At 62.6% G+C, this 16957-nt stretch carries 15 protein-coding genes; 8 read left to right on the top strand and 7 right to left on the bottom strand.

Going from position 1 to position 16957, the window contains the following annotated elements; translation table 11 throughout:
* Positions 1–14: 14 nt before the first annotated feature.
* The gene (locus KUV51_RS19860; RefSeq protein ID WP_222523198.1) at positions 15–1373 is read right to left on the bottom strand and encodes an ABC transporter substrate-binding protein; all 1359 of its coding nucleotides are present in this window, start codon (positions 1371–1373) and stop codon (positions 15–17) included.
* Positions 1374–1617: 244 nt separating this feature from the next.
* Between KUV51_RS19860 and KUV51_RS19855 the strand changes: the two genes are divergently transcribed.
* Both KUV51_RS19855 and KUV51_RS19850 read left to right on the top strand, forming a co-directional pair.
* Positions 1618–2649, top strand: coding sequence for a LacI family DNA-binding transcriptional regulator (locus KUV51_RS19855; protein ID WP_222523197.1), 1032 nt, complete (start codon positions 1618–1620; stop codon positions 2647–2649).
* 2 nt (positions 2650–2651) lie between these two features.
* A complete protein-coding gene (locus KUV51_RS19850) occupies positions 2652–3977 on the top strand; it encodes a GH1 family beta-glucosidase (protein ID WP_222523196.1) in 1326 nt (441 codons plus the stop codon).
* On the opposite strand, the gene KUV51_RS19845 is transcribed toward KUV51_RS19850, so the two are convergent.
* From KUV51_RS19845 to KUV51_RS19835, 3 genes are all read right to left on the bottom strand, one after another.
* Positions 3970–4827: an SDR family oxidoreductase gene (locus KUV51_RS19845; protein ID WP_222523195.1), complete on the bottom strand. Its 858-nt coding sequence runs from the start codon at positions 4825–4827 to the stop codon at positions 3970–3972. The genes KUV51_RS19850 and KUV51_RS19845 overlap by 8 nt on opposite strands.
* 86 nt (positions 4828–4913) lie before the next feature.
* Positions 4914–6071: a Gfo/Idh/MocA family protein gene (locus tag KUV51_RS19840; RefSeq protein WP_222523194.1), complete on the bottom strand. Its 1158-nt coding sequence runs from the start codon at positions 6069–6071 to the stop codon at positions 4914–4916.
* Positions 6026–6763, bottom strand: coding sequence for a GntR family transcriptional regulator (locus KUV51_RS19835; RefSeq protein WP_261385959.1), 738 nt, complete (start codon positions 6761–6763; stop codon positions 6026–6028). The genes KUV51_RS19840 and KUV51_RS19835 overlap by 46 nt, the downstream gene beginning before the upstream one ends.
* A 75-nt stretch (positions 6764–6838) precedes the next feature.
* Here KUV51_RS19835 and KUV51_RS19830 point away from each other — a divergent pair, with 75 nt between their 5' ends.
* From KUV51_RS19830 to dctP, 6 genes are all read left to right on the top strand, one after another.
* Positions 6839–7993 (top strand): LLM class flavin-dependent oxidoreductase, encoded by a 1155-nt coding sequence (locus KUV51_RS19830; RefSeq protein WP_222523193.1) that lies wholly within the window; start codon positions 6839–6841, stop codon positions 7991–7993.
* Positions 7993–8883: an aldo/keto reductase family oxidoreductase gene (locus KUV51_RS19825; protein WP_222523192.1), complete on the top strand. Its 891-nt coding sequence runs from the start codon at positions 7993–7995 to the stop codon at positions 8881–8883. Before KUV51_RS19830 ends, KUV51_RS19825 begins: the two co-directional genes overlap by 1 nt.
* Entirely contained in the window at positions 8883–9395 is a 513-nt protein-coding gene (locus tag KUV51_RS19820) for a flavin reductase family protein (protein WP_222523191.1), read from the top strand. The genes KUV51_RS19825 and KUV51_RS19820 overlap by 1 nt, the downstream gene beginning before the upstream one ends.
* 89 nt (positions 9396–9484) lie before the next feature.
* The gene (locus KUV51_RS19815) at positions 9485–10069 is read left to right on the top strand and encodes a TRAP transporter small permease (RefSeq protein WP_222523190.1); all 585 of its coding nucleotides are present in this window, start codon (positions 9485–9487) and stop codon (positions 10067–10069) included.
* Between the two features lies 1 nt (position 10070).
* Positions 10071–11543 carry a TRAP transporter large permease gene (locus KUV51_RS19810; RefSeq protein ID WP_222523189.1) on the top strand — a complete coding sequence of 491 codons (1473 nt, stop codon included), beginning with the start codon at positions 10071–10073 and terminating at the stop codon, positions 11541–11543.
* A gap of 30 nt (positions 11544–11573) precedes the next feature.
* The gene (gene dctP, locus KUV51_RS19805; protein WP_222523188.1) at positions 11574–12632 is read left to right on the top strand and encodes a TRAP transporter substrate-binding protein DctP; all 1059 of its coding nucleotides are present in this window, start codon (positions 11574–11576) and stop codon (positions 12630–12632) included.
* Between the two features lie 91 nt (positions 12633–12723).
* Here the strand turns inward: dctP and KUV51_RS19800 are convergent, their stop codons facing one another.
* From KUV51_RS19800 to KUV51_RS19790, 3 genes are read right to left on the bottom strand one after another with little or no spacing between them, the layout of a single operon-like run.
* A complete protein-coding gene (locus KUV51_RS19800) occupies positions 12724–15018 on the bottom strand; it encodes a glycoside hydrolase (protein ID WP_222523187.1) in 2295 nt (764 codons plus the stop codon).
* Entirely contained in the window at positions 15015–15971 is a 957-nt protein-coding gene (locus KUV51_RS19795; protein ID WP_222523186.1) for a polysaccharide deacetylase family protein, read from the bottom strand. The genes KUV51_RS19800 and KUV51_RS19795 overlap by 4 nt, the downstream gene beginning before the upstream one ends.
* Positions 15972–15982: 11 nt before the next feature.
* The gene (locus tag KUV51_RS19790; RefSeq protein WP_222523185.1) at positions 15983–16819 is read right to left on the bottom strand and encodes a penicillin-binding transpeptidase domain-containing protein; all 837 of its coding nucleotides are present in this window, start codon (positions 16817–16819) and stop codon (positions 15983–15985) included.
* Between the last annotated feature and the right edge of the window lie 138 nt (positions 16820–16957).

Genomic DNA, 16957 nt, shown 5'->3' with positions numbered 1-16957 from the left:
GAGTGGTTGGAGGCTTACTTCAGCGCGTCCCAGCTGGACTGGATCTCACCAGCCACGGCTGCGGCGTCCTTGCCACCGGCGTAGTCAACCATACCGGTCCAGAACGTACCGGCGCCAACACCACCAGGCATCAGGTCCGAGCCGTCAAAGCGGAAGGTGGTCGCACCCAGCAGAACTTCACCCAGCGCACGCAGCGTGTCGTCCTTGTAGGCGTCCAGGTTCACACCGTTATGCGGCGTAAGGAAGCCGGTCTGCGCCATCATGATCTCGTGGCTGATCGGCTCCTGGAAGAACTCCATCAGAGCATTCGCGCCATCCGACGGGTTGGTGATCGCCATCAGCGTACCGCCACCCAGAACCGGGTCGCCCAGATCCTTCTCGGCATAGCTCGGAAAGTAGAAGAAGTTGGTGTCGACACCGAACTCCACGTCTTCCGGGAAGAAGGCGGGTACGAACGACGCCTGACGGTGCATGTAGCACTGCGGCGGCGACGAGAAGAGACCCTTGGGCGAGTCGCGGAAGTCGGTCGATGCCACGGCACCAGCGCCACCTGCGACCTTGGCGTCGTCACGGGCAAACCAGCCGAACTCTTCGATCGCGGCCACGACACGCTCGTCATCAAACGGGATCTCGTTGGTGGTCCACTGGTCGTAGACGTCTGGCGACACGGTGCGCAGCATCATGTCCTCGACCCAGTCGGTCGCGGGCCAGCCAGTGGCCGCACCGGAACCCAGACCGATGCACCATGGTGTCTCACCGTCGGCCACGATCTGCTCGGTCAGCGCCTTGAGGTCTTCCATCGTCTCGGGCACTTCATACCCGGCATCCTCGAAGTTCTCGGGGTTGTACCAGACCAGCGACTTGACGTTCACGTTGTAGAAGAAGCCAAACACCTGATCGGCACCATCGGCGTCCGCGTAGGTGCCCAGATCAACCCAGGACTGACCGGCGGCGTAGTTTTCCTTGACCCAGTCGCCCATGCCTGCGGGCAGGGGGTGCAGCTGACCTTTGGAGGCCATCACTGCGGCCAGACCAGGCTGCGGGAACACGGCGATGTTGGGGGCCGAACCGGCCTCCGCATCGATAACGATCTGCTGTTCGAAGCTGTCGGAGCCGGTGTAGACCACGTCGGCGCCGGTCGCTTCCTCGAAATAGGCCAGTGCGTTGTTCAGATAGCCATCTTCGGGTGTCAGCCAGGGGCCGAATACAGTGATAGTCTGACCGCTCAGGTCAGGGGCGCTGTCAGCCCATGCGTTATAGCTGTCCCAGCTGAACGGGCCACCTTCGGTGCCAAAGGCAAGGTGGCCGTCTGCATGTGCTGTGGCAGCAGTGATAGCCAACGCAGCCGCGCTGGCCAGAAGTTTGGTGTTCATTCTGGTCGTCCTCCCATTCATTTCAATCCAACATGCTGATTGACCAGTTCATGCCCGCTTTCACATTTGTCAAAGCGCTTTGGAATGTCGCGAACGTTGCCGAATTTTCACCGCCTGTCAAACGGTCTCAGCCCGCTGCTGCAAAATAGTTTAACACGCAAAACGGGAGTCATGAGAAGTTTTGACGTTAGCGCAACCAGCCGTTAGCGTGCGGCTTTGAAAGCGCTTTGGAACGGAACGCCCTGTGAATCTTAAGGAACTGTCATCATTGCTGGGGCTCAGCCAGACCACGGTGAGCCGCGCGCTCAACGGCTACCCCGAGGTGTCGGAAAAGACCCGTGCGCGGGTGATCAAGGCCGCGCAGGCGCACGCCTATAGTCCCAACACGCGGGCGCAGGGCCTCGCCACCGGGCACTCGAAATGTATCGGCCACGTCATTTCAGTCAGCGATTCGGCAGAAATGGTGAACCCGATCTTCGGCGACTTCATGGCGGGCGCGGGCGAAACCTATTCCGCCCATGGCTACGACATGATGGTCACGCGCGTCGGCGCAGAGGCGGAGGCCGACACCTACCGCAATCTCAAGGCGCGTGGCGCGGTCGACGGCATTGTGGTCCATGCCCCGCGTCGCAACGATTCGCGCATGGCGCTGCTCGACAAGATCGGGTTGCCTTATGTGGTGCACGGCCGCTCCACCGGGATCACCTCTCCTTATTCCTGGCTCGACGTGAACAACACCCGCGCTTTTTCCGAGGCGACGTCCTACCTCGTCGGTCTGGGCCACAAGCGCATCGCGCTCATCAACGGGCAGGAAACGATGGACTTCGCCATACGGCGGCGGTCGGGCTACGAATCCTCGCTCCGATTTGCCGGTCTACCAATTGACATGGCGCTAATGACGACCGGTGAAATGACCGAGGCCTACGGATACAGCGAAGCCATGGCGATGCTGGCGCTGGACACACCGCCTACCGCCTTCCTCGTTGCCTCGATCATCTGCGCGGCTGGTATTCGGCGCGCGCTCGATGAAAAAGGCCTGCGCGCAGGCAAGGACGTGTCGATTGTCACCTTTGACGACTGCCTCAGCTATTTTGCGAATGGCGATGACAAACCCGTCTTCACTGCCTGGCAATCATCCGTGCGCGAGGCGGGCGCCAGGGTGGCCCAAATGCTGATCGACCGCATCCGTGCGCCTATCGCGCCTCACGAAACCGAACTGTGGGAGGCGGCCTTCGTCGAAGGCACCTCGACCGGCCCGGCCCCATCCAAGGACTGACAATGTTCACGCACAAACGCACCGACTTTCCCGAAGGGTTCCTCTTCGGGGCCGCAACCTCTGCCTACCAGATCGAGGGACACCAATTCGGCGGGGCAGGCCGCGCCATGTGGGACGACTTTGCTGCCACACCCGGCAATGTCGTCCGCGCCGAAGACGGCGCACGCGCCTGCGATCACTACCACCGGTACGAGGCAGACTTAGACCTCTTGCGCGACGGCGGCTTTGACGCCTATCGCTTCTCCACAAGCTGGGCGCGAGTCATGCCCGACGGACGGACTGTGAACCCAGAAGGGCTCGATTTCTACGACCGGCTGATCGACGCGATGCTGGAACGAAACCTCAAACCCTGCGCCACCCTCTACCACTGGGAATTGCCCTCGGCCCTCGCCGACCTTGGTGGCTGGCGCAGCCGGGACATCGCAAGCTGGTTCGGGGATTTTACCGAAGCCGTCATGGCCCGCATCGGCGACCGCACCTACTCGGTCGCCGCGATCAACGAATTCTGGTGCGTGTCCTTCCTCTCCCACTTCCTCGGCCACCATGCCCCCGGCCTGCGCGACATCCGCGCCACCGCCCGCGCCATGCACCACGTCCTCTTGGCCCACGGCACCTCCATCGAGCGGATGCGCGGCATGGGGGTCGGCAACCTCGGCGCCGTGTTCAACATGGAATGGGCCACCCCCGCCGACGACAGCCCCGAAGCTGCCGAAGCCGCAGCACTCTACGACGACTATTACAACCACTTCTTCGTCTCTGGCGCGTTCAAGGGCACCTATCCCGACCGCCTTGTCCGCGATCTTGGCCAGTATTTCCCAGACGGCTGGCAAGACGACATGGCGACCATCAAGACCCCGCTGGATTGGGCCGGGATCAACTACTACACACGCTCGATCATCGCCCCGAACGACGGCCCATGGCCGCACCACAACGGCGTCGAGGGGCCGCTCGAGAAAACCCAAATGGGGTGGGAGGTCTACCCCCAGGGTCTGCATGACTTCCTCGTGCGCACGGCTCAGGAGTACACCGGCGACCTGCCGCTTTTCGTCACCGAAAACGGCATGGCCAACGCGGATACGGTCACGAACGGCGCAGTCCAGGACGACGCCCGCATCGCCTATTTCCAAAGCCACCTGCAAGCCGTCCGCGACGCCATCGCCAAGGGCGTGCCAGTGCAGGGCTACATGGCGTGGTCGCTCATGGACAACTACGAATGGGCGCTCGGCTATGAAAAGCGCTTCGGCATGGTCCACGTCGATTTCGACACGCTCGAACGCACGCCCAAGGCATCATGGCATGCGTTCAAACACATGCTGACGACTAGCTGAGGAAAGTATCCACCACTTGGCTCTGCAGCTTCTTGCCATCTGGGTCGAGGTCGGTCTTCAACGCACAAAACGCCTCGCCCCATTTCGACGTGCGTGTCCGAATGGGCGGATCATCAGACGCAACGCAGTCCATCACAACGGCCGCCACCTCGTCGGCGGTCTGATAAATATCTCCGCCCGCCGCGCGGTCCTGCGCGCCGCCCACATACTTCTGCAGGATCGGCAGGTATTCGTCATCCAGCATCCCGCCGGTCTCTTCCACCTGCTTCATCACGTTGGCCGCAAACTCCGACGCAATCCCGCCTGGTTCGACCACGGTGAAGTTGATCCCGAAACTGGGCGAGATGTACGAGGCCATCGCCTCCATATACCCCTCGACCGCAAACTTGGCGGCGCAGTAAATCTCGTTGAAGGGCTGCCCAACCAGCCCGCCGACGGATGAAATGGTTACGACATGCCCGGCGCGACGTTCCCGGAAATGGGGGATCAGCGCCTTTGTGCAGCGCACGACACCCATGAAGTTCACATCCATCACCCAGTTGATGTCCTCTTCGCTCGCCTGCTCGGTCGAGCGGACAAACCCGGCGCCCGCATTGTTGATCAGCACGTCCACATGGCCCTCGGCGGCAATGACCTGATCCACACAAGCAGCAATCGACGCGCTATCCTGCACATCCAGCTGCGCCACATGCACCGTCACGCCCGCCGCTGCGACGGCATCATCCAGCACCGCCCGCTTGGACAGGTTGCGCATGGTGGCATAAACCGTGTGACCGGCCTGCGCCGCCTGCACGGCCAGTGACACCCCAAGGCCGGAAGAACAGCCGGTGATCAGAATGACTTTGGACATGGGGAGACTCCGTTTCTTGAATGCTGGTCGGGCCAACATGACAATGCAGTCCACGGACAGCAAACGGATCGGCAGCGAAGCTCCGCCTACATCCACCGCCGTGGATCAACCGCCTGTCCGGTGCGCGCGCTTTCCTGCGCGGCCATGCCCATCGCAACGGCGGCCCAGCCATCGGCCAACGTCACTTCAGGCGTCCCTTGCCCCCGCACGACAGCAGCGAATTTCTGGTGCTGATAGAATGTCGACCCGTTGTGATCGCCAGCGTCCAGCAGGGTCGGATCAACCGGAATGTCATGCGTTACCGGCCCCTGCGGATGGCGCGGCGAGGTCACCAGCTTGGCAATCGGGGCGGGGCCCAGATGATCCGGCCAGAACCGTCCCGGACCGGGAACAAAGGCTTCGATCTTGCCGGTTGGCCCAACGGCGGACAGCTCCTCCTGATAGGCAGAGCCTTCGGCAAACATGCACAGTTCCAGCATCGCCCGCGTGCCATTGTCGAAATCGACCAGGGCGTAGCCGCTGTCGATGATATCCGGCACCTCACCGCCATATTCCTCGTTCAGATGGTTCACCGCCTGCACGGCGGAGGCCATCACCCGCACCGGCTCGGCCCCCATCGCCAAGCGCATCAGGTCAAAGAAATGGCAGCATTTCTCGACAAAGGTGCCGCCGGTGTAGCGATTGAACCGGTTCCAGTCGCCGACCTTCTCCAGAAAGGGAAAACGGTGTTCGCGCACGGAAAGCTGCTTGATGCCGCCAGTCGCATCACTGGCTTTCTCCAGAAACTGCGCAATGACGGGCATGTAGCGATACTCCATCGCCACCCAGACCGGACAGGGGTAGCTATCGCGGAACGCCGTCAGCTTCGCCGCATCCTCGGGGTCCGTGAAGAGCGGTTTTTCCACCAGCAAGGGCAGGGGGCGCGTCGCCGCGATCTCTTCCATCTGCGCCACGTGGCAGTAGTTCGGGCTGACGATCAGCAGGCAATCCAGCTCCTCGACCGCAAGCAGCTCCCGCACCGATCCCACACGCAGCGCGGCAGGCTCAATGGCCGCAGCCTGCGCCGCCATCCCGTCATCGGGTTCAAAGAACGCGGCCACGCTCGCCTCGGGCAACAGCGCGATATTGCGCATATGTTCCTGCCCCATCATGCCGCATCCGATGATGCCATAGCGTACCTGATCCAACTTGCGTTCCTTCACTTCAGTCTTTGCACGTAAACGGCCCGCGCGGGGTCGTACCATGTGCGGGAAAATTCAATGGGTGCCGCTGCGTCCGCCCAACTCAGCCGCTCGATGTAACCGACAGTCTCACCGGGGCAGGGGCCATAGGCTTCGGGCGCCCAATCCGGGACGGGGCCAAGCGACACCCGGTCCTCCGCCCGGTGGATCCAAAGCCCCAATTCCTTGCGATAAGTGGCGTAGAGAGATTCGGACATCGTCGCTTCCGACACGATTCCCGCATCCGCATCCAGCCAGATCTCTTCCACGGCCATGATTGTTTCATTCAGCGACCGCAAACGGCGGATGCGTGTGGCTTGGCCCGACGTCCCGAACGCAGGCAGATCACCCGGCTTGTCCATCAGGTCCACGGACAGCACCTGCGCCCGCGGCAGCCCGCCGCCCTCCAGCAGTTCCAGCCGGAACATGGCATAGACGGTGCCGGTGTCCCCGCCGGCCCGGATGTAGTTGCCCGACCCCTGAACGCTCTCGACCAAGCCCTTATCGCCCATATCACGCAGGGCCTTGCGCAGTGTGCCCACGCTCACGCCCAACTCGGTCGCCATGTCCCGCTCGGGCGGCAAACGCTCCCCGTCGATCAACCGACCGGCCACGATATCGCGGGTCAGAAGCTCGGCAATCTGCACATAAATCGGCAGCGCATGTGGAGAGGGGCGGGGATCGGTCACAGTGTCGTCGAGCGCGTCGAAAAGCAAAATTGATACACCATTGATCTACATCAATGACAGTGTTACGCAAGTCCCAAGTTAACCCGAACGGAAAGTGCGCCGATGACCATCGTCCCCATCACATCCCCTGACCTCGACGCGGCCGAAGTGTCATGGTTTTCGGCGCTGTGCTCGGACGACTACCAGTTCCTCGGCGTGCCCGACGGCGACCTGCGGTCTAGCTGGGCACACTGCTCAGACATCGTGAAAGAGGCGGAGGCCCAAGGCTTCCGCAACATCCTCTGCCCCTCGTCCTATCAGGTGGGTCAAGACACGCTGTCCTTCGTCGCAGGTTGCGCGCCAATCACCCGCAAAATCAACCTGCTGGCCGCCGTCCGCTGCGGCGAAGTGCAGCCCATCATGCTCGCCCGCACAATCGCCACCCTTGACCACATGCTTGAGGGTCGGCTGACGGTAAACATCATCTCTTCCGACTTCCCGGGCGAAAAAGCGGACAGCAATTACCGCTACCAACGCTCTCGCGAAGTGGTAGAAATCCTGAAGCAAGCCTGGACACGGGACGAGATCAATTACGAGGGCGAGGTCTACAACTTCACCGGCCTCACCACTGACCCCGTGCGCCCTTACCAGACCGGCGGCCCGCTGCTCTACTTCGGGGGGTATTCCCCCTCCGCGCTCGAACTCTGCGGCCAGCATTGCGACGTCTACCTCATGTGGCCCGAGCCGCAGGAGAACCTCGCGGGCCGGATGCGTGACGTGAACGCGGTGGCCGAAAAATACGACCGCACGCTCGACTACGGCCTGCGGGTCCACATGATCGTGCGGGATACCGAAGCCGAGGCCCGCGAATACGCCGACTACATCGTGTCGAAGCTCGACGACGAATACGGCCAGCTGATCCGCGACCGCGCGCTGGACAGCACATCGCTGGGCGTCGCGCATCAGGCCAAGGCGCGCGAGCTGGCAGACAAGTTCGGCTACGTCGAACCGGGTCTCTGGACAGGCGTGGGCCGGGCACGCTCAGGCTGCGGTGCTGCCCTTGTCGGTTCCACCGACCAAGTCATGTCCAAGATAGAAGAGTATCAAAAGATGGGCATCCGCGCCTTTATCTTCTCGGGCTACCCACACCTGGAAGAAGCAAAACATTTCGGCGCGCGCGTCATGCCGCACTTGAAAACCTGTTCTTTGCCCCATGCTTATGGCCGGGTGCCAGACAGCGCCCCCGCAACCCCACTCGCCGCAGGAGAGCGCCGCTAATGGACCGCGTCCAACTATCCGATACCCTGAACTTCTCGCGTATCGTCTATGGCATGTGGCGTTTGGCCGATGACAGCGACACCTCCGTGTCCCACGTGCAGGCCAAGATCCACGCCTGCCTCGACCAGGGGATCACGACCTTTGACCAAGCCGACATCTACGGCGGCTACGTGGCCGAGGCGGTGCTGGGCGAAGCGCTCAAGGCCGACAGCGGCCTGCGGTCGAAGATGGAGATCGTGACCAAATGCGACATCGTGGCCCCCATGGGCCGCTACGCCGATGCGCCGGTCAAATACTATGACACATCGCGCGCCCACATCATGCAGAGCATCGAAAACTCGCTGCGCGATATGGCCATCGACCATATCGACCTGCTGCTGATCCACCGCCCCGATCCGTTCATGGACCACCACGAAACCGGTGCGGCGCTGGACGAAGCGGTCGCCTCGGGCAAAGTCGGTAGCGTCGGCGTGTCCAACTTCCGCCCGTGGGACTGGTCGCTGCTGCAATCGGGCATGAAAACGAAACTGGTCACCAACCAGATCGAAATCTCTCTCAGCGAAATCAACCCTTTCACCAACGGCGACCTCGCCTTCCACCAACAGCACGGCCAGCCGCTCATGGCGTGGTCGCCTCTGGGGGGCGGTGGCCTGATGACCGGCAGCGAAAAGCTGCACGATGTCATGGACGAGATTGCGGGCGCCCACGGGGTCGACCGCGCCGCGGTCGCGACAGCCTTCCTGCTGGCGCATCCCGCAAACATCATCCCGGTCATGGGCACCAACAACCTCGACCGGATCAAGAACATTGGTGCTGCGACCAAGGTGTCGCTCGACCGACCCACATGGTTCCGCCTCTACGAGGCGGCGCTTGGACACGAGGTGGCCTGATGACGATGCAAAGCCCGCAGCAACCCACCGTGTTCACCCCCGACGCAGACAGCAGCCGCCAGTTGCGCGACGCTTTCGGAAAGTTTGCCACCGGCGTGACGGTGGTCACGGCCCCTAGCGCTGACGGCCCCATCGCCATCGTCGCCAACAGCTTTTCGTCGGTGTCGCTCGACCCTGCACTCGTGCTGTGGTCCGTGGACCGGAACGCCCGGCGCTTCCCCTACTTCGACGCGGCGGACCACTATGCGATCCACGTGCTGGCGGCGGAACAGGGCGACCTGTGCAAGCTCGCGGCCCGCAACGCGCAGGTGCTGAGCGAGCATCCGCACACTCTGAACGCCGACGGCGTTCCTCTTATTGATCATTGCCTTGCGCGGTTCGAATGTCGCAGGGTGGCGGCACATGACGCGGGCGACCACGTCATCATCGTGGGCCAGGTCCAGCGCACTGAAATGCGCGACGGCCAGCCGCTCACATTCTTCGGGGGCGATTTCGGCTCCGTCACGTCCTGACGTGAAAAACGACCCGCCCGCGGGGTGAAAGCGGAAAATGGGCCACGGTGGAACAAACCACCGGGCGACCGACAAAGGGAGGGCCCTTCATGGGTCTGTTACTGACGGTGCTGGCACCGTTTGCATGGGTGAATGGTGCCCTGCTCAAGATCGGGCGCGCCATCGGCATCGTGGCAATTGCGGCCATGGTGATCGCGATCCTGATCCAGGTGGTCGCGCGCTACGTCTTCAACAACGCACTGCCCTGGCCGGACGAAGCCGCGCGCTTCTGCATGCTGTGGATGACGGGCCTCATGGCGCCCACGGCATTCCGTCGCGGCGGTTTTGTGGCGCTCGACATGATCTCGGGCGTACTTCCGCGCACCGTTGCGGCGCTCCTCAGCCTTGTTCTGCTGCTGATCTCGCTCGCTATCCTGCTCGTCGCCCTGCCCATCGGCTGGTCCGAGGTCACGGGCTTCGGTGGCCGCTTTGCCACCGCCTCCCTCTACATCCCCACCTTTGACGGCTGGTTTCGCATCCCGCGCAGCTGGATGATGCTGTCGCTGCTGGTCGGTGTGGTCCTGCTGCTGCTGGTCAATATCGAACTGATCTTGCGCAAACTGGTCGAGATGATGGGCGGCGGCGACCGCCTGCCCGACCTCGATCTGGGCGACATGGCCGCGGGGAGCGAATGACATGCTGATCTGGTTCCTCCCGCTCTTCCTGCTTTTCCTCCTGATTGGTTTGCCGGTCTTCTTCGGCCTGCTCGCCGCCCCCGGTATTCTGCTGTATCTGAACGGGCAGGAGCGCGACATCACGCTGCTCTATCGCAATGTCTACAACGGGATGGACAGCTTCCCGCTGATGGCGATCCCCTTCTTTATGCTGGCGGGTGAGCTGATGAACAAGGGTGGGATCACCATCCGCCTCGTTCAATTCAGCCAAGCGCTCATGGGCCATCTGCGCGGCGGTCTGGCGCAAGTGAACGTCCTGTCCTCGATCCTTTTCGCAGGCCTCTCGGGTTCCGCCGTGGCTGACACATCGGCCCTCGGCTCCATGCTGGTCCCTGCGATGGAGAAAGAGGGTTACACACGCCGCTACGCCGCTGCGATCACCGCTGCCTCATCCGTCATCGGCCCGATCATCCCGCCGTCAGGAATCATGATCATCTACGCCTACGTCATGGGCGAAAGCGTGGCGGCACTCTTCCTCGCCGGCATTGTCCCCGGCATCCTTGTCGGCGTCGGCCTCATGGTGATGATCCGCCTGACCGCAGATCGATACGACCTGCCCGCCGCGCACAAGGTGCAGTTCGACGGGGTCGAACTCAGCCCGATGGAGCGCTGGGTGTCCTGGGCGCTCGTGCGGCTCAACATCGGTCTTCTGCTCTGGGCGTTTCTGCCGCTGGGTGAGACGTCGCCGCTGATCCTCTGGGGCACCTTTGCCGCCGCAGTCGCAGTTGCACACGCCTTGATGCTTGCCCTGCGCACCCAAGTCAGCAGCGAATTCCGCACAATCTGCAAACGCGCCATTGTGCCGCTGCAAACGCCTGTCCTGATCCTCGGCGGCATCTTGGGCGGTGTCTTCACCCCGACCGAAGCCGCAGCGGTCGCCGTGGCCTACGCCGTCTTCGTCGCCTTCTTCGTCCTGCGCACCATGCGGCTGAGCGATTTGCCCGACATCCTGAGCCGCGCGGGCCTGACCTCTGCCGTGGTCCTGCTGCTCGTCGGCGCAGCGCTTGCGTTCAAGACGGTGGTGTCGCTCAGCTACGCCCCCCAAATCCTCGCGGACTTCATCCTGACGCTGTCGGAAAACCCGCTGATCCTGCTGTTCCTGATCAACCTGCTGCTCTTCATCGTCGGCATGTTCCTCGACGCAGGCCCCGCGATCATCATCCTCGGCCCGATCCTCGGCCCTATCTTCGTCGATCTCGGCGTCGACCCGATCCACTTCGCGATCATCATGTCGGTGAACCTGACAGTGGGGCTGGCAACGCCACCCATGGGGCTTGTCCTATTCGTCGCCGCCGCCGTCAGTCGCGAGAAGGTCGAAACCATCGCCAAGGCGATCCTGCCCTTCCTCGCCATCGAGATCGCGGTGATCTTCCTGATCACCTACGTGCCCGCCATTTCCATGACCATTCCCCGTCTCACGGGGTTTGCCAACTGATCCAAGAGCTTAACGGGAGGACCTAACCACATGCTCAAAACGACCCTCAAAACCCTCACGGCCGCCGCGCTTGTCGCGGGTTCGGCCATGATGGCGACCGCGCAGGAATACACGATCCGCGCCACCGCCAACTCGAACACCAATGACGAAGACTATGACGGCCTCGTCGTGTTCAAGAACTACGTCGAAGCAGCCTCCAACGGCGCCATCGGAGTCGAACTCTTCATCGGCACGCAGCTGTGCTCGAACGGCGCGGAATGCCTGCAAGGCGTGGCCGACGGCTCGATCGACGTTTACATTTCCACCTCGGGCGGCGCGTCGGGCATTTTCCCCTACGTGCAGGTGCTCGACCTTCCCTATCTGATGGCCGACGACCGCATCGCGGAGCACGTCCTGTCGGGCGACTTCACCCGCACCATGCGTGACATGGCGCTCGAGGATTCCGGTGGTGCCATCCGCCTGATGACCATCGGCAACACCGGCGGCTGGCGCAACTTCGCCAACACCCAACGCCGCATCGCCGAGCCGGGCGACATGGAGGGCCTGAAAATCCGCACCGTGGTCGCCGACCTGCCGCAAGAGCTGGTCAAAGCACTGGGCGCGTCTCCAACCCCGATCCCGTGGCCCGAGTTGTTCACTTCGTTCCAGACCGGCGTGGTCGAAGGCTCCAAGAACGGCATCACCGACATCATGGGTATGAAATTCCCCGATGCCGGGCTGCAATACGTGACCCTCGACGGCCACGCCTACATGGGCGCACTGTGGTGGATGTCGAACGAGAAGTTCATGGCGATGCCCGAAGACATGCGCCGCGTCGTGGTCGACGGTTTCTACGCGCTGCAACAGGCAACCTTCGCCTCGCCCAAGCGCAAGTCGATCCAGGCTTATGAAGAGTTCGTCGCCGGTGGCGGTGACCTCTACGTGCCGACGCCGGAGCAAAAAGCGGCCTTCGCCGAGGCAGCCGCCCCGGTCAATGACTGGTTCGTGGCCAACGTGGCCCGCGGCGACGAAATCCTCACCGCTCTGCAAGAAGCGGTTGCTGCAGCCGAAGCAGACGTGAACGCAGCACGCGACGCCGACCTGAACTAAGGCGGATCAGGATCCGCCTTACGATTGGGCCGCCCCAACCGGGGCGGCCCATTTTGTTTTCCGTTGCACACCCTGCATGCCACGAAGCAGATTACGAACCTGTTCCGATGATCACGGGGTCTGCACCCGGCATGTCCACAAGAACCGTGCGATCGGGAACGCTCTGCCCGCTGGGCACGGACCGCGTCTGGCCCGAGAAGTTCGCCACGATGACCGTCCCGTCCGCAAATGCCGTCTGCTGCAGCAAGCGGTCGGTCGACAGAAACGCAAAACCTGTCATCTGTTCGGTCATGAGACGTCGGTGCAGCGGGGCGAAATCGGCCACGTAGTCTGCAATTGTGGGCAGATCGCGGTCCAGTACACTTGCGTTGAGGTGATAGAGCGGCGGCACCGCATAGAGCAGTCCGATCAACTCGTTATGCGCGCGCTGCCCTTCCGGCTTGAGTGTCCCGAAGTGCCAGTGATGCGTCGTGACCACGCTGTCGCCAAGCGCGATCTGATACAGCGGGATGCGGTACGCCGGGTTGAACACGATCTCGGTCATGTTGGGCGGGGGCAGGGTAGGTTTGAAAAACCTGTCCGGCGCCTCGGGCGGCCAGTAGTTCCCGATATGATAAATCGGCTCGGGATCTTTCCGCGTACGCGGGTCCATCCAGTCATAGGCGGGTGTCGTGATGCCGTGGGCAAAGTCGATGTAAGGAGCGAAGGCGGCAACGCCCACTTCCGAGCCCAGAACCAGCTGTTTGTCCTCGGCCACAAGGGACAGCCGCTGCTTCAACGCCTCGAACGCGGCACGCTTGCTGGTCTGCCGACCCTCTGCATAGTCCTCGATCAAGAGCCCGGTCGCATCCACGTCTAGGAAATAGCTGTTGGCCCCCAGCGTGTCTGCCACGGCGTGTATCCGCGCCATGGCGTAGTCAGCAACGACGCGCGGGTTCACATAGACCCCGATACCGCGAAATCCGGACCGCACCGACCCATCGGCACTGAGGATCCGCGCGTCGTCGAAAATGGCCTGCCCCATCTGCGCGGTCGGCCAGGTCTGCTCTTCACCTTCAGGATGTGCGCTTGCGTAGCTGTCGTAGGGCCCAAAGAGATACCCACGCGACCGGGCCTCTGCCATGGCCTCGGGATGGCCGAGCGCGTGGTGCCAGTTTTCGATGCCAAGCCAGGCACGCGCAATACCGGCCTCTGCCAATGCATCCAGAATCCGCAGGCTCATCCCGCCGCCCCATGTATCTGGCGGCGCCAGGCTGCCTTCGAACTCGGCAGCGAGTGCGGCGCGCAGGTCCAGCAGATGGGCTTGTTCCTTGGCCGGGTCATGCCGTCCGGGCAACAGCGCTTCACCCTCGAAGGGGCGCACAAGCGGAAGTGCTGCGTTGAGCGCGCGGATGAATTGGGTCCGGCTGTACCGGGACACGAAACCATCCGCTCCCTGCGCTTCGTCGATTGCCGTTTCAATTTCTGCCCGAACGTCACCGGGCACTGCGCCCCACAGGTCCGCGGAAAGGGAACCGGGCGCTTCACGGCGCCGCGCGAACTGCCGGACAAAGCGGCGCCACGCCGTGACATCGGATGGGGTCAACAGCCCGTCAGACCACAGGTAGATATGTGGCGCCCCGGCCAGCAGATCGATGTCCGCCCTTGTCGCCGCTTTCTCGCTCAGCGCACGGAAGGCACCGGTTTCTTCCAGATGCGCACGATAGAGCTGCGCGCCGATCACCGGATCCCTCGGCCCCAGATCCACGGTCATGCGGTAGGGGCGATCAAGGTTGAGTGGCGTAAATGCATGAACGACGCCAACGCTCAGCACGGTGTCACTGTCTTCAAATGACAGGCGCGCGTCCCAGGGTGTGTCCATCCGCCAGGTCACGGAACCCTCATCGTGCAAACGGGTCCAGAACGGCTGCGCAAACTGCACCAACGCATCTCCGCCATTCAGCACGTCGATCAGAAAGCGGCGCCAGTCCGCGTTCTGTGCTTCGAAAAGTCGCCCCTCTCCGAGCACGGGCAGCGCCCATTCATCGCTGGCCTGCGCCGGCATATGCGGCCATGGCAGATGCGCGGGCCGATCCGATGCAATCTCAACCGTCATGCTGCTCCCGGCCGCGCGGGCAGTGACCGACAACCGCCCGCTGTCGGTTTCAACCTGCCATTCCGCGCTGACCGCGTCGCTGGACAGCGCTCGCGTTTCCCCGATCAGGGCCGGCCGTGCGAGTGCAGTCACGGTTGTCCCGCGCATCGCGCCGGACATCTCCAAAGTGTCGGTGTCAATCTCGAAGGTGGCGCGATCGGTGGTCAGAACCACCTGTTCTGCCAAGGCCGTGTGACCCACGACACTCAAGAGACCGGCGACAAAGGCGCATGCGCAAAAATGTCTGGTCATTTTGATGACCCCTCCACCGGCAGCAGACCACGCGCGACAAAGGCTGCCCTCAAGCGGTCCTCGTCTTCGCCCGGTGACACCAATTGCCTTGGGGCCACGCCCGCGGCATGGGCAATGGCAGCAATGCGGCCCTGTCCGTTGAACTGCGTGTCGGGTCGGACGCGGGCAATCTCATCGGTATAGGCTTCGATGGCCGGAACAATGACCCAGCCGTCCTCGCGCAGCGCCCCCGCCAAATCTTCGACAAAAAGCGCTGCCAGGTCGTTCTCGTGCAGCAACAGCACATGGTCCGGATGCCGCCCCAGCGTCTGCACGGCCAACGCATCGTAGAATTCGATCGTGTCGATCAGCACCTCGACATAGACCTGTCCAAGCCGGTCCATATCCAGCGGATGACCCGCTTCGACCGCCTCATTCACGAGGGCCTGCATGTACCAGTCATAGGTGTCGACGGTGACATAGGCGTTCTGCAGGCCGCGCGCCGCCAACCCGGCAACAACAGCCAACCGTTTGTCGCGCGTGTCGCCCTCATCCAGATAGGGAAAGCGAAAATAGGGGGCCACGTTGTCGAAACCCTCCAGTATCGCCGCCGCCCTGTCGATGTCGGCAAGATAGCTGTCGGGGTCTGTTTCGCGCAGGCGCGGATGCGTGTGGGTGTGGTTTGCCAGAACATGGCCCGCATCCGTATAGGTGCGCAGCCTGTCGGCACCGTCCCGGTGGTGCGCCAGCGACTGCGTCAGCACGAAAAACGCGGCCCCTTCGATGCCTGCGTTGGCAAGTCCCGCAACCAGTTTCTCGGTGCGTTCCGCTCCGCTCAACAGCGGACCGTCGCCCCGTGGCGCATCATCAAAGGAAAAGGAGATGCGGCGCGTTTCCGCGGCCGATACCGCGCCTGCGAAGGACGCAAACATCACCGCCATGAAAGCACCGGCGCGCAGAACGCGCCGGGCCATGTCAAAGCCGCTCACTGGCACTCGAACGCGCCCACGGCGTCCAGTACCGCCCGCGAGGTCGGTTTCCGCAGCTCGAGATAGGAGCGATCCGGCATGTCCAGGTTCAGCGCGAACACATAGGTATCAGCGCTGCACCGCACCCAGCCCACATACCAGCCGACATCCATGTCGGTCCTGCTGAAGCGCCAGCCGGTCTTGCTGTACATGGTCCAACCATCGCCCGCATCCGACTGCATGATCGTGTCGGCGGCGGCATAGGTCGCGTCGGACAGGGGCAGGTCACGCTCCGCCAGCCGTTCCAGAAACGCGATTTGCTCAAGGGCGGTGATCTGCAACGTATCGTCCAGCCAATAGGTGGTCAGCGTCGCCTCTGTTCCGGTCTCGGCATTGCCGTAATCAAAGCGGCCCAGCCATTCGGTCATGCCCGCCAACCCGACGCGCTGCGCGATTTCCTGATACACCCACACAACCGAGCTTCGGAAAGCCGAGGTGAGGGTATGATCCCGGTTCCACCCGTCAAAGACGCGGTGCTGGCCATCCCAGTCAAACATCGTCTCCGGTGCGGCAACGCCGGTTTCGAGGGCAATCAGGGTGTGCGGAACCTTGGACGTGGATGCGGGCGCAAAGCGTTGCGCCGACCGGTCTGCATTGCTGACCCAGACCTGATCGTCCGACAATCGCTGCACAACAATGGTCGAGGTTTCGGGATCGACGCCTGCCGCCTCAACGGCTTGCGACACGTCGATGGGGCCGGCAACGGCGCCGGATACTGAAAGAACAAGGCCGGACATGGCAAAAAGACATGCCTTCAGGCCTCCAAACATCTGCTTGGAGAGAGTACTGCTCATTTTTTGGATTCCTTGAAACAGGAGTTTTGATTGGAACGGTATTTTACTGATTTTACAAATACTTGCCTCGCAAGTGCTGGACGCCTGAAATTGGCGGCACGCTCATGTTGCAAGGCTGCCCTAGGCGTAGAAGCTGGC

This window comes from Tateyamaria omphalii (assembly GCF_019802125.1).
Lineage (GTDB): Bacteria > Pseudomonadota > Alphaproteobacteria > Rhodobacterales > Rhodobacteraceae > Tateyamaria > Tateyamaria omphalii_B.
Note: the sequence above shows the minus strand (reverse complement) of the source record. Positions and strands in the feature narration are given on the sequence as shown.